16 protein-coding genes are annotated in these 15,425 nt (G+C 39.4%); 13 read left to right on the forward strand and 3 right to left on the reverse strand.

Annotated elements, in window-relative coordinates:
- Positions 1-5: 5 nt before the first annotated feature.
- Genes H5126_RS00580 through H5126_RS00590 form a run of 3 tightly spaced genes read right to left on the reverse strand, consistent with a single transcriptional unit; the run spans position 6 to position 2,332 of the window.
- Positions 6-626, reverse strand: coding sequence for a peptidylprolyl isomerase (locus H5126_RS00580; protein WP_002958906.1), 621 nt, complete (start codon positions 624-626; stop codon positions 6-8).
- A 2-nt stretch (positions 627-628) separates the two neighbouring features.
- Positions 629-1,189 carry a YajG family lipoprotein gene (locus H5126_RS00585; protein ID WP_154903662.1) on the reverse strand — a complete coding sequence of 187 codons (561 nt, stop codon included), beginning with the start codon at positions 1,187-1,189 and terminating at the stop codon, positions 629-631.
- Positions 1,190-2,332, reverse strand: coding sequence for a methyltransferase (locus tag H5126_RS00590; RefSeq protein ID WP_024604970.1), 1,143 nt, complete (start codon positions 2,330-2,332; stop codon positions 1,190-1,192).
- A gap of 42 nt (positions 2,333-2,374) precedes the next feature.
- Between H5126_RS00590 and H5126_RS00595 the strand changes: the two genes are divergently transcribed.
- The 13 genes from H5126_RS00595 (at position 2,375) to cyoA (ending at position 15,425) form a co-directional block, all read left to right on the forward strand.
- Complete coding sequence (locus tag H5126_RS00595; RefSeq protein WP_039486798.1) at positions 2,375-2,986, forward strand: alpha-ketoglutarate-dependent dioxygenase AlkB; 612 nt, start codon at positions 2,375-2,377, stop codon at positions 2,984-2,986.
- Between the two features lie 61 nt (positions 2,987-3,047).
- Positions 3,048-3,359 (forward strand): BolA family transcriptional regulator, encoded by a 312-nt coding sequence (locus H5126_RS00600; protein WP_024596564.1) that lies wholly within the window; start codon positions 3,048-3,050, stop codon positions 3,357-3,359.
- 113 nt (positions 3,360-3,472) lie between these two features.
- Positions 3,473-4,666: an enoyl-ACP reductase FabV gene (gene fabV / locus H5126_RS00605; protein ID WP_024596563.1), complete on the forward strand. Its 1,194-nt coding sequence runs from the start codon at positions 3,473-3,475 to the stop codon at positions 4,664-4,666.
- A gap of 629 nt (positions 4,667-5,295) precedes the next feature.
- Positions 5,296-6,639, forward strand: coding sequence for a Na(+)-translocating NADH-quinone reductase subunit A (locus H5126_RS00610; RefSeq protein ID WP_024596562.1), 1,344 nt, complete (start codon positions 5,296-5,298; stop codon positions 6,637-6,639).
- A gap of 4 nt (positions 6,640-6,643) precedes the next feature.
- Positions 6,644-7,846: an NADH:ubiquinone reductase (Na(+)-transporting) subunit B gene (locus tag H5126_RS00615; protein ID WP_002958899.1), complete on the forward strand. Its 1,203-nt coding sequence runs from the start codon at positions 6,644-6,646 to the stop codon at positions 7,844-7,846.
- Positions 7,839-8,591: a Na(+)-translocating NADH-quinone reductase subunit C gene (locus H5126_RS00620; RefSeq protein WP_002958898.1), complete on the forward strand. Its 753-nt coding sequence runs from the start codon at positions 7,839-7,841 to the stop codon at positions 8,589-8,591. Before H5126_RS00615 ends, H5126_RS00620 begins: the two co-directional genes overlap by 8 nt.
- Positions 8,591-9,223 (forward strand): NADH:ubiquinone reductase (Na(+)-transporting) subunit D, encoded by a 633-nt coding sequence (locus tag H5126_RS00625; RefSeq protein WP_002958897.1) that lies wholly within the window; start codon positions 8,591-8,593, stop codon positions 9,221-9,223. Before H5126_RS00620 ends, H5126_RS00625 begins: the two co-directional genes overlap by 1 nt.
- Positions 9,224-9,233: 10 nt before the next feature.
- Positions 9,234-9,842, forward strand: coding sequence for an NADH:ubiquinone reductase (Na(+)-transporting) subunit E (nqrE, locus tag H5126_RS00630; RefSeq protein ID WP_002958896.1), 609 nt, complete (start codon positions 9,234-9,236; stop codon positions 9,840-9,842).
- 18 nt (positions 9,843-9,860) lie between these two features.
- Positions 9,861-11,090: an NADH:ubiquinone reductase (Na(+)-transporting) subunit F gene (nqrF, locus tag H5126_RS00635; RefSeq protein WP_002958895.1), complete on the forward strand. Its 1,230-nt coding sequence runs from the start codon at positions 9,861-9,863 to the stop codon at positions 11,088-11,090.
- 109 nt (positions 11,091-11,199) lie between these two features.
- Positions 11,200-12,231 (forward strand): FAD:protein FMN transferase, encoded by a 1,032-nt coding sequence (locus H5126_RS00640; RefSeq protein WP_182721331.1) that lies wholly within the window; start codon positions 11,200-11,202, stop codon positions 12,229-12,231.
- Between the two features lie 101 nt (positions 12,232-12,332).
- Positions 12,333-12,545: a (Na+)-NQR maturation NqrM gene (nqrM, locus tag H5126_RS00645; RefSeq protein WP_007376137.1), complete on the forward strand. Its 213-nt coding sequence runs from the start codon at positions 12,333-12,335 to the stop codon at positions 12,543-12,545.
- Between the two features lie 1,178 nt (positions 12,546-13,723).
- Positions 13,724-14,143, forward strand: coding sequence for a hypothetical protein (locus H5126_RS00650; RefSeq protein WP_002958097.1), 420 nt, complete (start codon positions 13,724-13,726; stop codon positions 14,141-14,143).
- A 322-nt stretch (positions 14,144-14,465) separates the two neighbouring features.
- Entirely contained in the window at positions 14,466-15,425 is a 960-nt protein-coding gene (cyoA, locus tag H5126_RS00655; RefSeq protein ID WP_165723814.1) for a ubiquinol oxidase subunit II, read from the forward strand.

Consider the following 15,425-nt stretch of genomic DNA (forward strand, 5'->3'; position numbering starts at 1 on the left):
AAAAATTATAGTGGGACTTGTTCAAGCACTTTAATATTTAAGATGACAACAGGTTTTTTAGGTACGAAATCGTAGCCAATTTTTTCATTAAAACCGGTTTCAACAGTCATAATTTTATCAAGCGTGTCGTAACCATCCATTACGCTACCAAATACTGCAAAGCCCCAATCTTTCCCTGGATTTAAGTGATCGTTATTATCCATATTAAAAAAGAATTGGCGAGTTCCTGAGTGCGGTTGTCTATCTTGATAGGCCATAGCAATGCTATACATATCGTTTTTTAAACCGTTACCGCTTTCATTAAAAATAGGGTCATTTTCATGTAGGCCATCATAGTCTTTATCGTAACCGCCACCTTGAATAACAAAGTCGCGATCATTTTCTACATCGCGCTCAATACGGTGAAAAACGCTGCCTTGATAACTTTTGTCTGACACGTAAGTTAAAAAATTATTGACTGTGATGGGCGCTTTAGAGCGATCCAGCTCAACCACGATGCTACCCATTGACGTTACAATTTCTACGCGTGGAAAAATGTTGTCCTTTTGCACAAAGCGGCCTTCTTGGGCTGCTAAGCTACTTACACTAAAGAATAGGCCTAAGCAGATTAAAAAAAGTCGTTTCATAGTTAACCTTCTAAAAATTCTATTAATTCAGGGTCAGATACAATGCGGGTAATAACTTGCTCAGTCAACTTATTGAGCTGACCTTCTATTTTTGCTCGCTCATGACTAAATGGGCCTTCTAAATCAGCACTGCCTCTATACACTTTACTAAAGTTACTTGAGGCGCGAATAACACGCACGCCAAGTTCTATGTGGGCTTCGCTGGTATGGCTCACTAGCTTTTCGGTTACAACAGCTTGCAATGCATGAATATCTACTTCAAAGCGAACAGTTGCTAAGTTAGAAATACTGGCTCCATTGCGGCTAAGGGCGCTGTCTAACACACTTTTAATAGAGCTGGTAATGCCTTGGCTTGCAAAGGTTTTAGTTTTGTCTGACTCAATAAGTTTAAGTGTTGATGTATCGCCACGTAAATCAATTACACTAGTACTTAAGCTACTATTTATAGTGCTAATTTGACCATTTTTATAAACAGGGTTAAGTATTACTTGGCTAGGCTGATTCGCGCAGCCACCAAGTATCAGTAATACACAACACCCAATTATAATGTTTGTTAATTTCATTTATAGCATTCCACTATTTTTTGTTGCACTTAAAACGACAAACTTTTTGTTTGAACCTAGCAACTTACAGTTGCCGAACATACGGTTTAATTTATCATGATAATCTAAATGACGATTACCAATAATACGCAGCTCGCCGCCTTCTTTTAAAGTATCTTTTGCTTGTTTAAACATTTGCCAAGCAATATGGTCGGTAACGGCCTGAGCTTGGTGAAATGGAGGGTTACAAAGCACCATATCTACACTGTCTCTTTCAAAGCCTGTTAAACAGTCGTTTTCGATGAACTCGCAGTTATCAAACTTATCGCCTAGGTTAATTTCTACATTTAACCGAGCCGACTCTACTGCCATGTAAGACTCATCAACAAAAGTAACTGATGCATTAGGGCAACGAGCAAGCGTCATTAATCCAACAACTCCGTTACCACAGCCTAAATCAATAATGCTTTTAGCTTTTGGTGTTTCTGGTAAGTAGTTAAAAAAGAAGCGTGCACCAATATCTAACGAATCACGCGAAAACACATTTGCATGGTTTGTTATATTAAACTCAGTACCTTCAAGCTCCCACGTTACAGGGAAATCTGCTGCTTTATATCCGCCTTTAGCTGTACTTAATATAAGACGGGATTTTTTAACTGCTAGGCTAGTTTTTGTTTCACCAATAAACTGCTCAAATGATTTTATTGTTGAGTTATGAATTTCTTTTGTTTTACCTGCGGCAATTACTGGTGTACCAGGTGCAAGGACTTCACTGAGTTCACTTAACTGAAACTGTAAAAAACCTACATTACGAGGGATTTTAATAAGTACTAAATCAACATCCTGCGGTAATGCAGACAAACTATCTAATTGTGTAAAATCTGCTGTAGGCAGTTTGTTTTCTTGTAAGTTATAAGCCGCAGCTTGGTGGCTAATATAAGAATCGTTAACTGAACAAACCGTTAACTTATTAAAATAACAAGCAAGTGCACCAAAGCTATCGTTTAAAATAAGCAATGAGCGACAATCAGGGTGATGTTCGTTAACATAATTGATAAGGTACTCATCTGCCGAATCCCACGCTTGTAAGCTGCGGTTTTTTTGATCCAAAGGAAAGCGTTCAAGAGTAAAGGTTTTATCGCCTAGCTGGGCTTGCGTCGTCATAATGGTTCGTTGATCAGTAATCTAATGTAGGTAAATTCTAACATGCAACGGCAAAACGCCAACCCCCAACAGTTACCAAATGGCTTTTCTTATCAAAGTAGGGCACTTAGTGCACAAAAAAGCCTCGATCTATTTTATTATTTGCAAAAAAACCTACGTTGGCAGCAACCCGATGTAACTGTTTATGGTAAAACGGGGCCTATTCCACGGCTACAATGCTTCATGAGCGATTTAAATATTGAATACGGCTATTCAAGTAGTAAGCAAATAGTAGAGCCATGGGATGAATTGTTACTTAATATGAGAAGGCGTTTAGAGGCGCACTTAAATCAGCCTCTAAACTCATTACTCGTTAATTACTACCGAGATGGTAATGATACGATGGGCTGGCACAGTGATGATGAAATAGAGCTTGGTGATAAACCAACAATTGTGTGTGTCTCTCTAGGAGCTGATCGGATTCTAAAGTTAAAGCACAAGGCGAGCAATAAAGTAACCGACTTAAAATTACAAAGTGGCAGCTGTTTAATAATGAATGGACATAGCCAGCGAGATTATCAACATGCAATACCTAAGCAAACAACGCTTGCACATCCCCGAATAAGTTTAACTTACCGATTTATTAAGCACATTAAACAAAAGCAATTTAGTTAGCCAAGCGCTGCGTTAAATTGTTATAGTAAGTGTATAAATTAGCTAATTAAAACGGTCTTTTATGTCAATGCAGCAACAGATCCAAGAAAAAATAAGCAACGCTATTGCGTGTAAACATTTAAACGTAATTAACGAAAGCCATATGCACAGTGCGGGCACTGAATCACACTTTAAAGTAATAGTGGTTAGCGAAGGTTTTACAGGTAAACGTTTATTGCAGCGCCATCGTGAAATTAATGAAATTCTAAAAGATGAATTAGCAAATCATATTCATGCACTCGCAATTCATACATATACACCCGATGAGTATACAGAGCAGGGCGGCGAGGCACCTGATTCACCTAATTGTATGGGCGGCTCTAAATTAGCTTAAATAATTAATAGCGATTTGATTGTTACACTTGTGGTTAACTGATCAGATCAGTGTTTTTAGTATTAGCCTTTAAACTAGCGCTAATTTTTATTGTAAAAGATATAGGATGATCAATGGTCATTAAGCCTAAAATTCGTGGATTTATCTGCACAAACGCACATCCAGCTGGTTGTGCAGAGCATGTTCAAGAACAAATTAACTATGTAAAACAACAAGGCGCATTAAAAAATGCACCAAAAAATGTATTAGTTATTGGCGCATCAACAGGCTACGGCTTGGCTTCGCGCATTACAGCAGCGTTTGGTGGTGGTGCTAAAACATTAGGTATTTTCTTTGAAAAAGAAGGTACAGAACGCAAAACAGGCTCTGCTGGTTGGTACAATACCGCTGCTTTTCAAGATGCAGCAGACGAAGCAGGCCTTTGGTCTAAAAATATTAATGGCGATGCGTTTTCTAACGAAATTAAACAAAAAGCAATCGACACTATTAAAGCAGATTTGGGCAAAGTAGATTGTATTATTTACAGCTTAGCGTCTCCTCGTCGTACAGACCCAAATACGGGCGAAGTTTACTCATCTACGCTTAAACCAATTGGCAGTGCCGTTACTACTAAAAACTTAAATACATCAAAGCGTGAAATTGATGAAATTACTGTTGAAGCTGCAAACCAAGACGATATCGACAACACCATTAAAGTAATGGGCGGTGAAGATTGGGAAATGTGGATTGACGCATTAAAAGAAGCGGATGTATTAGCCGATAACTTTAAAACGACTGCGTACACTTATATTGGTAAAGAGCTAACATGGCCAATATACGGACACGCTACTATTGGTAAGGCTAAAGAAGATTTAGACCGTGCAACCGCTGCTATTAAAGAATCAACAAAAGATTTAAATGGTGAGGCATATGTTTCATCACTTAATGCTGTGGTAACGCAAGCAAGTTCTGCTATTCCTATTATGCCGTTATATATCTCTGCTTTATTTAAAGTTATGAAAGCAGATGGCACATACGAAGGCACTATTGAGCAAATTCACGCATTATTTAGTGAAAACTTGTATGGTGAATCTCCTCGCTTTGACGACGGTGGACATTTATTCCAAAACTATAAAGAGCTAGAAGACGACGTGCAAGCACGCGTGCAAGCTGTTTGGGATAAAGTAGATACGAGCAGCATTGATGAGCTAACAGATTATGTTGGTTACCATAATGAGTTTTTACGCTTATTTGGTTTTGGTATAGATAGTGTTGACTACGATCAAGATGTAGATTCAGTTAAGCCAATTGCCAATATGATTGACTAACAGAACTTAGGGCCTGTTTATCTTTCGAGGTTAAATTTGCAGCAGTCTGTTTGGTATTTAGGCAAGGCAGAGCCTATGTAGTGTGGTTATTCCCCATAAATGGGCGATAACGTGGAATAAATGCCAAACATGCGCTGCCCAAAGGGTTCTGCCTAGGGGCTATTTACTCTTTGTTGCTCGGTTTTTACTTAGCCCACTAGGTTACAAACCTCACGCCGCGATTAAATAGCCCCTAGATTGAACAAATTTTAATCCTGAAAGGTCAACAGGCCCTAGTTATAAAAAGCCGCTATCGGGGCTTTTTTTGTATTATGCGATTTGTTGAATTTACGATGAAATCAGGAATGATAATTGCTTAGGCTACCACTTTGGTCTAGCTTGATTTTTATTTAATTCACTTAACAAAACTAAATAAGTGTTTCTGTCGTATAATTTTCATAAATACACTCGCATAGTCATCTAAAATGATGTTAAAATCTCGACAATATGTGATGAGTTTTACTACGTTGCTTGTTTGATATCTCTAGCAAGCTGCTCTTTTGTACCTTGATATAACTTGGAATAACTCAAATGGCGACGTGGTTGATACGATTTTTCAGTTTCTTTCCTTTAATGTAATGCAAGTGCGTATGATCAACATAAAAAAAGGTCTGGATTTACCCTTAGAGGGCGCGCCACAGCAAGTTATACATGACGGTTCTGCTGTCAAACGTGTAGCTGTGCTTGGCGAAGAGTTTATCGGTATGCGTCCAACCATGCATGTTCGTGTGGATGACCAAGTCAAAAAAGGCCAGGTACTTTTTGAAGATAAAAAGAACCCAGGCGTCCTATTTACTGCTCCAGCTTCTGGTACAGTAAAAGAAATAAATCGTGGTGCTAAACGTGTGCTGCAATCTGTTGTTATTGAAGTAGCAGGCAGTGAGCAAATCACCTTTGACTCTTTCAAAGCAGACGAGCTTCCGAGCTTAGAGCGCGAAAAAGCCAAAGAAGTACTTATCCAGTCTGGTCAATGGACAGCACTTCGTGTTCGCCCATTCAGCAAAGTAGCGGCTGTGGATGCAAATCCTAGTTCTATTTTTGTGACCGCAATCGACACAAACCCATTAGCTGCAGATCCTGCAGTAATTATTGCAGAAAATGCGCAAGCATTTGAAGCGGGTCTTGCAGTTGTTTCGCGTTTGACCGATGGCAAAGTATTTGTGTGTAAAAAAGCAGGCAGCCAAGTTCCTAGCTCATCTATAGCTCAAGTAGAAGTACATGAGTTTGGTGGTGTGCATCCGGCTGGCCTCGTTGGCACTCATATCCATCATCTTGATGCAGTTTCTGTTAGCAAACAAGTTTGGCATATTGGTTACCAAGACGTTATTGCGTATGGTCACTTATTCCTTACTGGTGAAATTTACACAAATCGTGTTATTTCGCTTGCAGGTCCTCGCGTTAAAAACCCACGTTTAGTGAAAACACAATTAGGTGCTTCATTGGATGATTTAGTGGCTGGTGAGTTAGAAGACGGAGATAACCGCGTTATTTCAGGTTCTGTTCTATCGGGTTCTATTTCAAACGGTGTTCATGCATTCTTAGGTCGTTACCACGTTCAAGTATCTGTTTTACTTGAAGGTCGCGAAAAAGAATTGTTTGGCTGGATTGCACCAGGTAGTGATAAATTCTCTGTAACGCGTACATTCCTTTCTCACCTTGCACCAAGTCGTTTATTTAAAATGACAACGTCAACAGGTGGTTCAAAACGTGCCATGGTACCAATTGGTAGCTACGAGCGCGTAATGCCGTTAGATATTTTGCCTACTCTATTATTACGTGACTTAATTGCACGTGATTTAGACAGTGCAATTTCATTGGGCGCGCTTGAACTTGATGAAGAAGATTTAGCGTTATGTACCTTCGTTTGTCCAGGCAAATACGAGTATGGTTCTATCCTACGCGATTGCTTAACTACGATCGAGAAGGAAGGCTAGAGAGATGGGTTTAAAAAAATATCTAGAAGATATCGAGCCGAATTTTGAAGCCGGTGGTAAATATGAAAAGTTTTATGCACTGTATGAAGCAGCTGCAACTATTTTTTATACACCAGGCTACGTAAATAAAGGCGCGACACACGTACGCGATAACATCGACCTAAAACGTATGATGATTTTAGTGTGGATGGCGACGTTCCCAGCTATGTTTTTTGGTATGTTCAATATCGGTCATCAGGCCGCTGGTGCTTTAGCACAAGGTTTTGAACTAGCAAACACGTGGCAAGTTGGTTTGTTCCAGTTATTCGGTGGCGAGTTAACCGCTGATGCAGGCTGGGGCGCTAAGATGTTCTATGGAGCATGTTTCTTCTTACCTATCTACGCTGTAACATTTGCAGTAGGTGGTTTCTGGGAAGTTATATTTGCTTCAGTGCGTAAGCATGAAATTAACGAAGGTTTCTTCGTTACTTCTGTATTATTCGCACTTATTTTGCCAGCAACTATTCCTTTATGGCAAGTTGCGTTAGGTATTACGTTTGGTGTAGTAATCGCTAAAGAAATCTTTGGTGGTACTGGCCGTAACTTCTTAAACCCTGCTTTAGCCGGTCGTGCATTTTTATTCTTTGCATACCCAGCTCAAATCTCAGGTGACACAGTATGGACAGCAGTAGATTCCTTCTCTGGTGCAACTATGCTAGGCCAAGCATTTGCTGGCACACTTGACTTTGCAAACATGGAATTATGGTGGAATGCGTTTTATGGTTTCATTCAAGGTTCTGTAGGTGAAACATCTACACTTGCATTATTAGTAGGTGGTTTGTTCTTAATTTACGTTCGTATCGCTTCTTGGCGCATCGTACTAGGTGTATTCCTAGGTATGGTAGCAACTGCATTTTTATTAAATGCTGTTGGCTCAGAAACTAACCCTGTATTTGCAATGCCTTGGTATTGGCATTTCGTACTTGGTGGCTTTGCGTTTGGTATGTTCTTTATGGCTACTGACCCTGTATCAGCTGCATTTACTGACAAAGGTAAATTAGCATATGGTCTACTAATTGGCTTTATGGTGGTTATGATACGTGTTGTGAATCCTGCTTTCCCAGAAGGCATGATGCTAGCAATCTTATTTGCTAACTTGTTCGCTCCACTGTTCGATCACTTTGTAGTGCAAGCTAATATTAAGCGGAGGTTGGCACGTAATGTCTAGTAATAACGAATCAATCGGCAAAACGTTATCAGTTGTTGTAGCACTATGTTTAGTGTGTGCAATCATTGTATCGTTTGCTTCTGTACAGCTTCGTCCTTTACAGCAAGCTAATAAAAACAAAGATATTCAAAGCAATATCTTAGCTGCTGCGGGCATCGACAAAGTTGAAAATGTTCTTGAAACATTTGATGCAAAAATCGAAGCGCGCGTTGTAAACATGACTACAGGTGAGTTTGTAGATACAGACCCAACAATCTTTGACTTTGAAAAAAGCAAATATGATGCAGCGCTAAGTGTTTCTCTTCAAGAGAAAGGCGTTAAAGATATTGCTGGTATTCAACGTGTGACTAAAGAGTCACCGGTGTATATCTCTAAAAAAGAAGATGGCTCAGTTGATGCAATCATTCTTCCTATCCAAGGCTACGGCTTATGGGGCTTGATGTACGGTTTTATCTCGCTTGAAAGCGATGGTGAAACAGTTAAGGGCATTATCTTTTACAAGCATAATGAAACCCCAGGTCTTGGTGGCGAAATCCAAAATCCACAGTGGACTGCTACATGGGAAGGTAAAGAACTTCCAATTCAAATTGTTAAAGGTACTGCGGGCAATGATGAGCATAAGATCGATGGTCTTTCAGGTGCTACATTAACGTCTAACGGTGTTGATCATGCAGTTGACTTTTGGACTGGCGAAAATGGCTTTGGCCCTTTCCTTGCGAAAGTACGTAAAGGAGCATTGAAATAATGGCTGATACTAAAGAAATGAAGGCGGTCCTATTCGGTCCGGTTTTAGCTAACAACCCAATCGCACTACAAGTACTTGGTATTTGTTCTGCGCTAGCGGTAACGTCTAGCTTAAAAAATGCGTTAATTATGTCAATCGCATTGACACTTGTAACTGCGTTTTCGAGCTTCTTTATCTCGCTTATTCGTAACCAGATCCCATCATCTGTACGTATCATCGTACAAATGACAATTATCGCATCATTGGTAATCGTTGTTGACCAAGTATTACAGGCATTTTCTTATGCTACTGCAAAAGAGCTTTCTGTATTCGTTGGTCTAATCATTACTAACTGTATCGTAATGGGTCGTGCTGAAGCATACGCGATGAAGTCGCCACCACTTATGTCATTCCTTGACGGTATTGGTAACGGCTTAGGTTACTCTGTAGTACTACTTACTGTTGGTTTCATTCGTGAGCTATTTGGTAAGGGTTCACTATTCGGTGTTGATATTATCCCATTAGTACAAGATGGCGGTTGGTATCAGCCTATGGGTCTATTGATCTTACCACCGAGTGCATTCTTCATCATTGGTTTATTCATATGGGTACTGCGTACTTATAAGAAAGACCAAGTAGAAGCTAAAGCGTAAGGGGCAAATAGTGGAACATTATATTAGTTTATTTGTAAAAGCCGTTTTTATTGAGAACTTAGCGTTGTCATTCTTCTTAGGCATGTGTACTTTTTTAGCGGTATCCAAAAAAGTAACTACATCAATTGGCCTAGGCATAGCGGTTATAGTTGTATTGGGTATTTCTGTGCCTGTAAACAACTTGGTTTATCATGCGGTACTTGCACCTGGTTCACTAACTTGGTTAGGTTACCCAGATGCAGATCTTAGCTTTTTACGTTTCTTAACTTTCATTGGTGTTATTGCAGCACTTGTGCAAATTCTTGAAATGGCATTAGATAAGTTTTTCCCTGCACTATACAACGCGTTAGGTATCTTCTTACCACTTATCACAGTTAACTGTGCAATATTTGGTGCGGTATCATTCATGGTTGAGCGTAACTATAACTTCGGCGAGTCTGTTGTTTATGGTATTGGCGCTGGTGTTGGTTGGGCACTTGCAATTACATTACTTGCAGGTATCCGTGAGAAACTGAAATACTCAGACGTACCTGACGGCTTACGTGGTTTAGGTATTACCTTCATCACTGTTGGTTTAATGGGACTTGGCTTTATGTCATTCTCTGGTATTTCACTGTAAAGGTAGCGAGGATAAATCATGGATTATCAGATTTTCTTAGGCGTTGGTGTTTTTATCGCTATCGTTGTACTACTGGTTTTAGTCATCATTGGTGCTAAATCTCAGTTAGTTGCAAGTGGCGATATTATCATCGGCATTAATGGCGACCCAGATAAAGCCATTAAAACATCAGCAGGTAGTAAGCTCTTAGGCGCACTATCTGAGTCAGGTATATTTGTATCATCTGCTTGTGGTGGCGGTGGCTCTTGTGGTCAGTGTCGTGTACACATTAAAGAAGGTGGTGGTGATATTCTGCCAACTGAGCTTGATCACATATCTAAAGGTGAAGCCCGTGAAGGCTGTCGTTTAGCGTGTCAGGTAAATGTTAAAAATGACATGGAAATTGAACTTGAAGAGTCAATTTTTGGTGTTAAGAAGTGGGATTGTGAAGTTATCTCTAATGATAACAAAGCAACGTTCATCAAAGAACTTAAGCTGCAAATTCCAGATGGCGAGTCAGTGCCGTTTCGTGCGGGTGGTTACATCCAAATCGAAGCCCCACCTCACCATGTTAAATATGCAGATTTCGATGTTCCTGAAGAGTATCGTGGCGACTGGAACCATTTTGGTTTCTTCGATCTGGAGTCAAAAGTAGACGAAGAAACAATTCGTGCTTACTCAATGGCTAACTACCCAGAAGAAGAAGGCATCATTATGCTTAACGTGCGTATTGCTGCTCCACCTCCAAGAAACCTTAGCTTGCCATGTGGTAAAATGTCTTCGTACATTTGGTCACTTAAAGAAGGCGACAAGGTAACTATTTCGGGCCCATTTGGTGAGTTCTTTGCTAAAGACACTGACGCAGAAATGGTATTTGTTGGTGGTGGTGCTGGTATGGCGCCAATGCGTTCTCATATCTTTGACCAACTTAAACGTTTGAACTCTAAACGTAAGATGAGTTTTTGGTATGGTGCACGTTCTGAGCGTGAAATGTTCTACGTAGAAGATTTTGACGGCCTAGCCGCTGAAAATCCTAACTTCGTATGGCATACAGCACTTTCAGATCCACAGCCTGAAGATAACTGGGAAGGCTATACTGGCTTTATCCATAACGTGTTATTTGAGAACTATCTTAAAGATCACGAAGCGCCTGAAGATTGTGAGTACTACATGTGTGGTCCTCCAATGATGAATGCGGCAGTTATTACTATGCTTAAAGATTTAGGTGTTGAAGACGAAAATATCTTACTAGATGACTTCGGTGGCTAACACTAATACCAAAACAGTTTAGTTTTGGTTAAAATACCAGCCTCGTAGCACTTGTGTTACGAGGCTTTTTTTATTCTTTAATTTTATCAATCTATTAAGTAGAGCTGTTATGAATCGAGTAAGTACTTCACAGGGCATAATGGCCTTTTTACTAATTACACTGACTGTATTATTGTCTGGGTGTGGTGAAAAGCCAGAGTTAAAAGAAACCTTTTTAGAAGGTAAGACTATGGGTACCACTTATCATATTAAATATTATGATGAGCAAGCCCAGCTATCGGCTTCACAACTACAGCTGCAAATAGACGCTGTTTTAAAAGATGTGAACCAATCTATGTCTACTTACATAGAAGACTCTGAAATAAATACATTTAACAGATTACCTGCAAATCAAGTCATGCCAATTAGCGAAGATTTTAGGGCTGTTATAAGCGAGTCTATTCGCTTGGGTGAATCGACTAAAACACTCGACGTAACAATGGGGCCTTTAATTGATTTATGGGGCTTTGGGCCTGATAAAAAACCAACTAATCGCCCAAGTGATGAAGAGCTTGCAAGTATGGTTGAAAAAATAGGCATTGATAAACTTATCTTAAATGAGCAAGGGTTGGCTAAAACAGTTAATGGACTGGAGCTTTCTTTTTCGGCAACAGCTAAGGGCTATGGTATTGATAAAGTTGCCCAGTTATTAGAAAACCACGACATTACTAATTACATGGTTGAGATTGGTGGTGAGCTACGTATAGCTGGTGAAAAGCCAAATAATCAGGATTGGAAAATCGCGATTGAGCAACCAGATGCGCAACCTGGAGAGCGTAAGGTACACCGTGTTTTATCGCCAGGTACAAGTGGTATAGCGACATCGGGTGATTACCGTATTTTTTATAAAATGGATGGCGAGATCTATACCCACTTAATTGATCCAGCAACAGGTATGCCTATTAAGCACGACTTAGTGTCGGTAACTGTGCTTCATCCAAGCGCTATGACGGCAGATGGTTTAGCGACGGCACTTACTGTAATGGGGATGCAAAAAGCGCAAGCTTATGCTGAACAACATGATTTACCGGTTTATTTAATAGGTAAATCAAAAGAGGGTTTAGTTACCTACTCAAGCCCAGCATTTAAGCCTTATTTATAGTATGGTGCTGACTTGTTTATTTCCGTGTTATTTGGGTATATAATAGCAGTCGCTCAAAAATATTTGAGTTTAATTTATTGCTGATCAATAGGGGCTAAGCAATGTCACTTTTTCTTCTTACTTTTGGCTTACTAATTTTGATAGTTTCGGCTATGGCCGTTGGTATGATCGTGCAAAAAAAATCTATGGCAAGCAGCTGTGGTGGTTTAGGTTCGGTTGGTATTGATAAAGCCTGTGATTGCGATGATCCATGTGATAAACGCAAAAACCGTTTAGCAAAAGAGCAAGCCTGGAAAGAAAACCAAATTATTTAAGCCTGTCTTAAATATTAAAAAGCGCTTTATAGCGCTTTTTTTGTGCCTGTAAAACGCCTTCGCATCATAGCTTCCAAAGCAATCCAATCTAAATGTATTAGACAAAGGTATATAGTTTAGTTTTTTTCACCTATTAGGTTTATTTTTCTCGTTTGTCAAATTGGAGCTAACACTCTAAAGTTTAACCATAGACAAAGAGCAAGGCTCTCGTCATAAGCTTGAGGCATAAGTTAGCCTCGCTTAAAAGAATCTTTATATTGTGTGTGAAGATGTTGTCAGTGTGAAAGGCAACTCAAGTTTGGTGGTGACTGAGTTTGAGTTGTTTTTATTCCCTACAATTGCCACGCAGTGTAAGCCAAGAATCTTTATATTGTGTGTGAAGATGTTGTCAGTGTGAAAGGCAACTCAAGTTCGGTGGTGACTGAGTTTGAGTTGTTTTTATTCCCTACAATTGCCACGCAGTGTAAACCAAAAATCTTTATATTGTGTGTGAAGATGTTGTCAGTGTGAAAGGCAACTCAAGTTCGGTGGATTCACTTCCATAAAGAACGAGTTTGAGTTGTTTTTATTCCCTACAATTGCCACGTAATGTAAACCAAAAATCTTTATATTGTGTGTGAAGATGTTGTCAGTGTGAAAGGCAGCTCAAGTTCGGTGGTGACTTAGCTTGAGTTGTTTTTATTCCCTACAATTGCCACGTAGTGTAAACCAAGAATCTTTATATTGTGTGTGAAGATGTTGTCAGTGTGAAAGGCGGCTCAAGTTCGGTGGTGACTGAATTTGGGCTGTTTTTATTTGTGCCACACAATTATTACTCCCTCCTAAAAACCTATAATCCTATTAAATATTTCTTTTTAAATCGTTTTTTATTTTAGCTAACCGAATGTTTTTTATCGTGTTATTTTTTATTAACAAAATAGCTTCGAAAGCTTAACTCAAATTAATTGATTTTTAGTTGAACAGAAAATTCTCTTTGTTATACTCACGTTCGAACTTTCAGTAAGTTTTGAAAGTTTGGTTGATACGGATCAATTTTCGCTAGGTAAATATGTGCTAGCTGGATTTGATTGTATTTAGCACCTGGTTTTAGGGTTTACAACAGCAATGTTTTTTAAATTTTTCCATTGCAAACTGTATTACTCTAATTTTGTTATAGTCATTTTAGTAGGTTAATGTCTTTGAACACACTTTCTTTGCATCATACAGCTACGGAACTTGCCTCTGGCGAGCCGCAGACGTGTGAACGCTTGAATAAAGCAGGCAAGGGCGTGTGTGTAGCTATAACTTTATTAGTGTTTAATACTGTAATGTTGCTAAGCGGTGCACTAGAGGATGCCTTCAAGCTTGAAGCGCTATTAAGTGATGGGTTTATTGTAGAGCCACTGTTACTTAATCTTGCGCAATTTTTAGCTCATCCGATCATATCAAGTCAGTTACTTATTGGCCTTTGTTGGTTATTGTTCCATATTTGTCCAGCGCGTCGTGCTGGCATAATCCTCCGTAAAGCAGCCTTTGCTTTTAGCGAGGCTAAAGTTCTTCAGCCTGTGATCTCTTCACATGGTTGTCGTGCTCCACCTAGCTTTACAGGTTGCCTGTAACGCTGCATCTTGTTGCTGGTTTTAATTATTTGTTCTTGCTGTAAATAATTAAGGTTAGCTAAAACAAAGTAGCTCCGTGTTTTTTTAAACACATTTCAGCCAACCACCACTCACCCAAGTTAACTTTTATTACGTTATATAAATGCGTTTAGAAAGCTGGGTTTGTTGCTAGGTCATTAATGGCATGAGCTTTAGGTTTTTTTGAATAGCCCCCTTATTTTTATAATTTAATTCTAGTTAACTTGGGTTTTTATTGAAAAATCGTTGCTTTGGTTTTTATTTTAAGCAGCAAATTGAAACTCTAGGTTTGTAGGATACTCCCTTGTTAATTCGTAACCTTTGTAATATTGCTTTAGCTAGTACAGTGCTGGCGTTGTCAGGCTGTAAAGGCGGGATACTCGATCCAAAAGGGCAAATAGGCATTGATGAGAAAAATTTAATCATCATCGCAACCGTGCTTATGTTGCTTGTAGTCGTTCCCGTTATTGTGATGACTTTGTATTTCGCTTGGAAATATAGAGACACTCAAAACCAAGAAATTTATGCTCCAAAATGGGCTCATTCAAATAAAATTGAAGCCGTTGTTTGGGCTGTTCCTATTGTTATTGTAATCATTTTAGGTGTTATTACCTGGCAGTCTACCCAAGACTTAGACCCCTATAAACCCATTGAAGGTAAAGGTGAACATCTTACTGTTGAAGTGGTTTCACTAAACTGGAAGTGGCTATTTATATATCCTGAGCAAGGTATTGCTACGGTTAATGAATTAGTGTTCCCAGCAAATGTACCTGTTGAATATAAAATCACCTCAGAGAGCACAATGAATTCATTTTTTATTCCGCAATTGGGTAGTCAAATATACTCAATGGCTGGGATGGAAACCAAGCTTCACTTAATTGCAAATGAGCCAGGTACGTTTAAAGGCTTTTCAGCAAATTACAGCGGCGCAGGTTTCACTGGCATGAAATTTAATGCCATTGCTACACCTACTCAAGCAGACTTTGATAAGTGGGTGAGTGATGTGAAAGCGAATTCAAGCGCTAATAACCTGACTCATGCAAATTATGTTGAGCTTGCAAAAGCAAGTGAAAATAACCCAGTAGCATATTACGGAAAAGTTGATGACGGCTTATTTCATACCATTGTTATGAAGTATATGCAGGCGCATGGCGATATGAACAAAAAACACCATGCATTGGGCGAACATGGGCAAATGAGTAAAAAGCATCATGAAATGAGTGAGCACTCAATGCCTTCATCTCACAGCCAAGGCGAGGAATAA

Source organism: Pseudoalteromonas sp. SG45-3 (assembly GCF_014164075.1).
Lineage (GTDB): Bacteria > Pseudomonadota > Gammaproteobacteria > Enterobacterales > Alteromonadaceae > Pseudoalteromonas > Pseudoalteromonas distincta.

Excerpts from the sequence above, each read along its gene's own strand:
- H5126_RS00620 (WP_002958898.1), top strand. The coding sequence starts at position 7,839 with ATGTCTAGTAATAACGAATCAATCGGCAAAACGTTATCAGTTGTTGTA.
- fabV (WP_024596563.1), top strand. The coding sequence starts at position 3,473 with ATGGTCATTAAGCCTAAAATTCGTGGATTTATCTGCACAAACGCACAT.
- H5126_RS00625 (WP_002958897.1), top strand. The coding sequence starts at position 8,591 with ATGGCTGATACTAAAGAAATGAAGGCGGTCCTATTCGGTCCGGTTTTA.
- H5126_RS00590 (WP_024604970.1), bottom strand. The coding sequence starts at position 2,332 with ATGACGACGCAAGCCCAGCTAGGCGATAAAACCTTTACTCTTGAACGC.
- H5126_RS00580 (WP_002958906.1), bottom strand. The coding sequence starts at position 626 with ATGAAACGACTTTTTTTAATCTGCTTAGGCCTATTCTTTAGTGTAAGT.
- nqrM (WP_007376137.1), top strand. The coding sequence starts at position 12,333 with ATGTCACTTTTTCTTCTTACTTTTGGCTTACTAATTTTGATAGTTTCG.
- H5126_RS00615 (WP_002958899.1), top strand. The coding sequence starts at position 6,644 with ATGGGTTTAAAAAAATATCTAGAAGATATCGAGCCGAATTTTGAAGCC.
- H5126_RS00600 (WP_024596564.1), top strand. The coding sequence starts at position 3,048 with ATGTCAATGCAGCAACAGATCCAAGAAAAAATAAGCAACGCTATTGCG.
- H5126_RS00585 (WP_154903662.1), bottom strand. The coding sequence starts at position 1,189 with ATGAAATTAACAAACATTATAATTGGGTGTTGTGTATTACTGATACTT.
- H5126_RS00610 (WP_024596562.1), top strand. The coding sequence starts at position 5,296 with ATGATCAACATAAAAAAAGGTCTGGATTTACCCTTAGAGGGCGCGCCA.
- H5126_RS00595 (WP_039486798.1), top strand. The coding sequence starts at position 2,375 with ATGCAACGGCAAAACGCCAACCCCCAACAGTTACCAAATGGCTTTTCT.
- H5126_RS00640 (WP_182721331.1), top strand. The coding sequence starts at position 11,200 with ATGAATCGAGTAAGTACTTCACAGGGCATAATGGCCTTTTTACTAATT.
- nqrF (WP_002958895.1), top strand. The coding sequence starts at position 9,861 with ATGGATTATCAGATTTTCTTAGGCGTTGGTGTTTTTATCGCTATCGTT.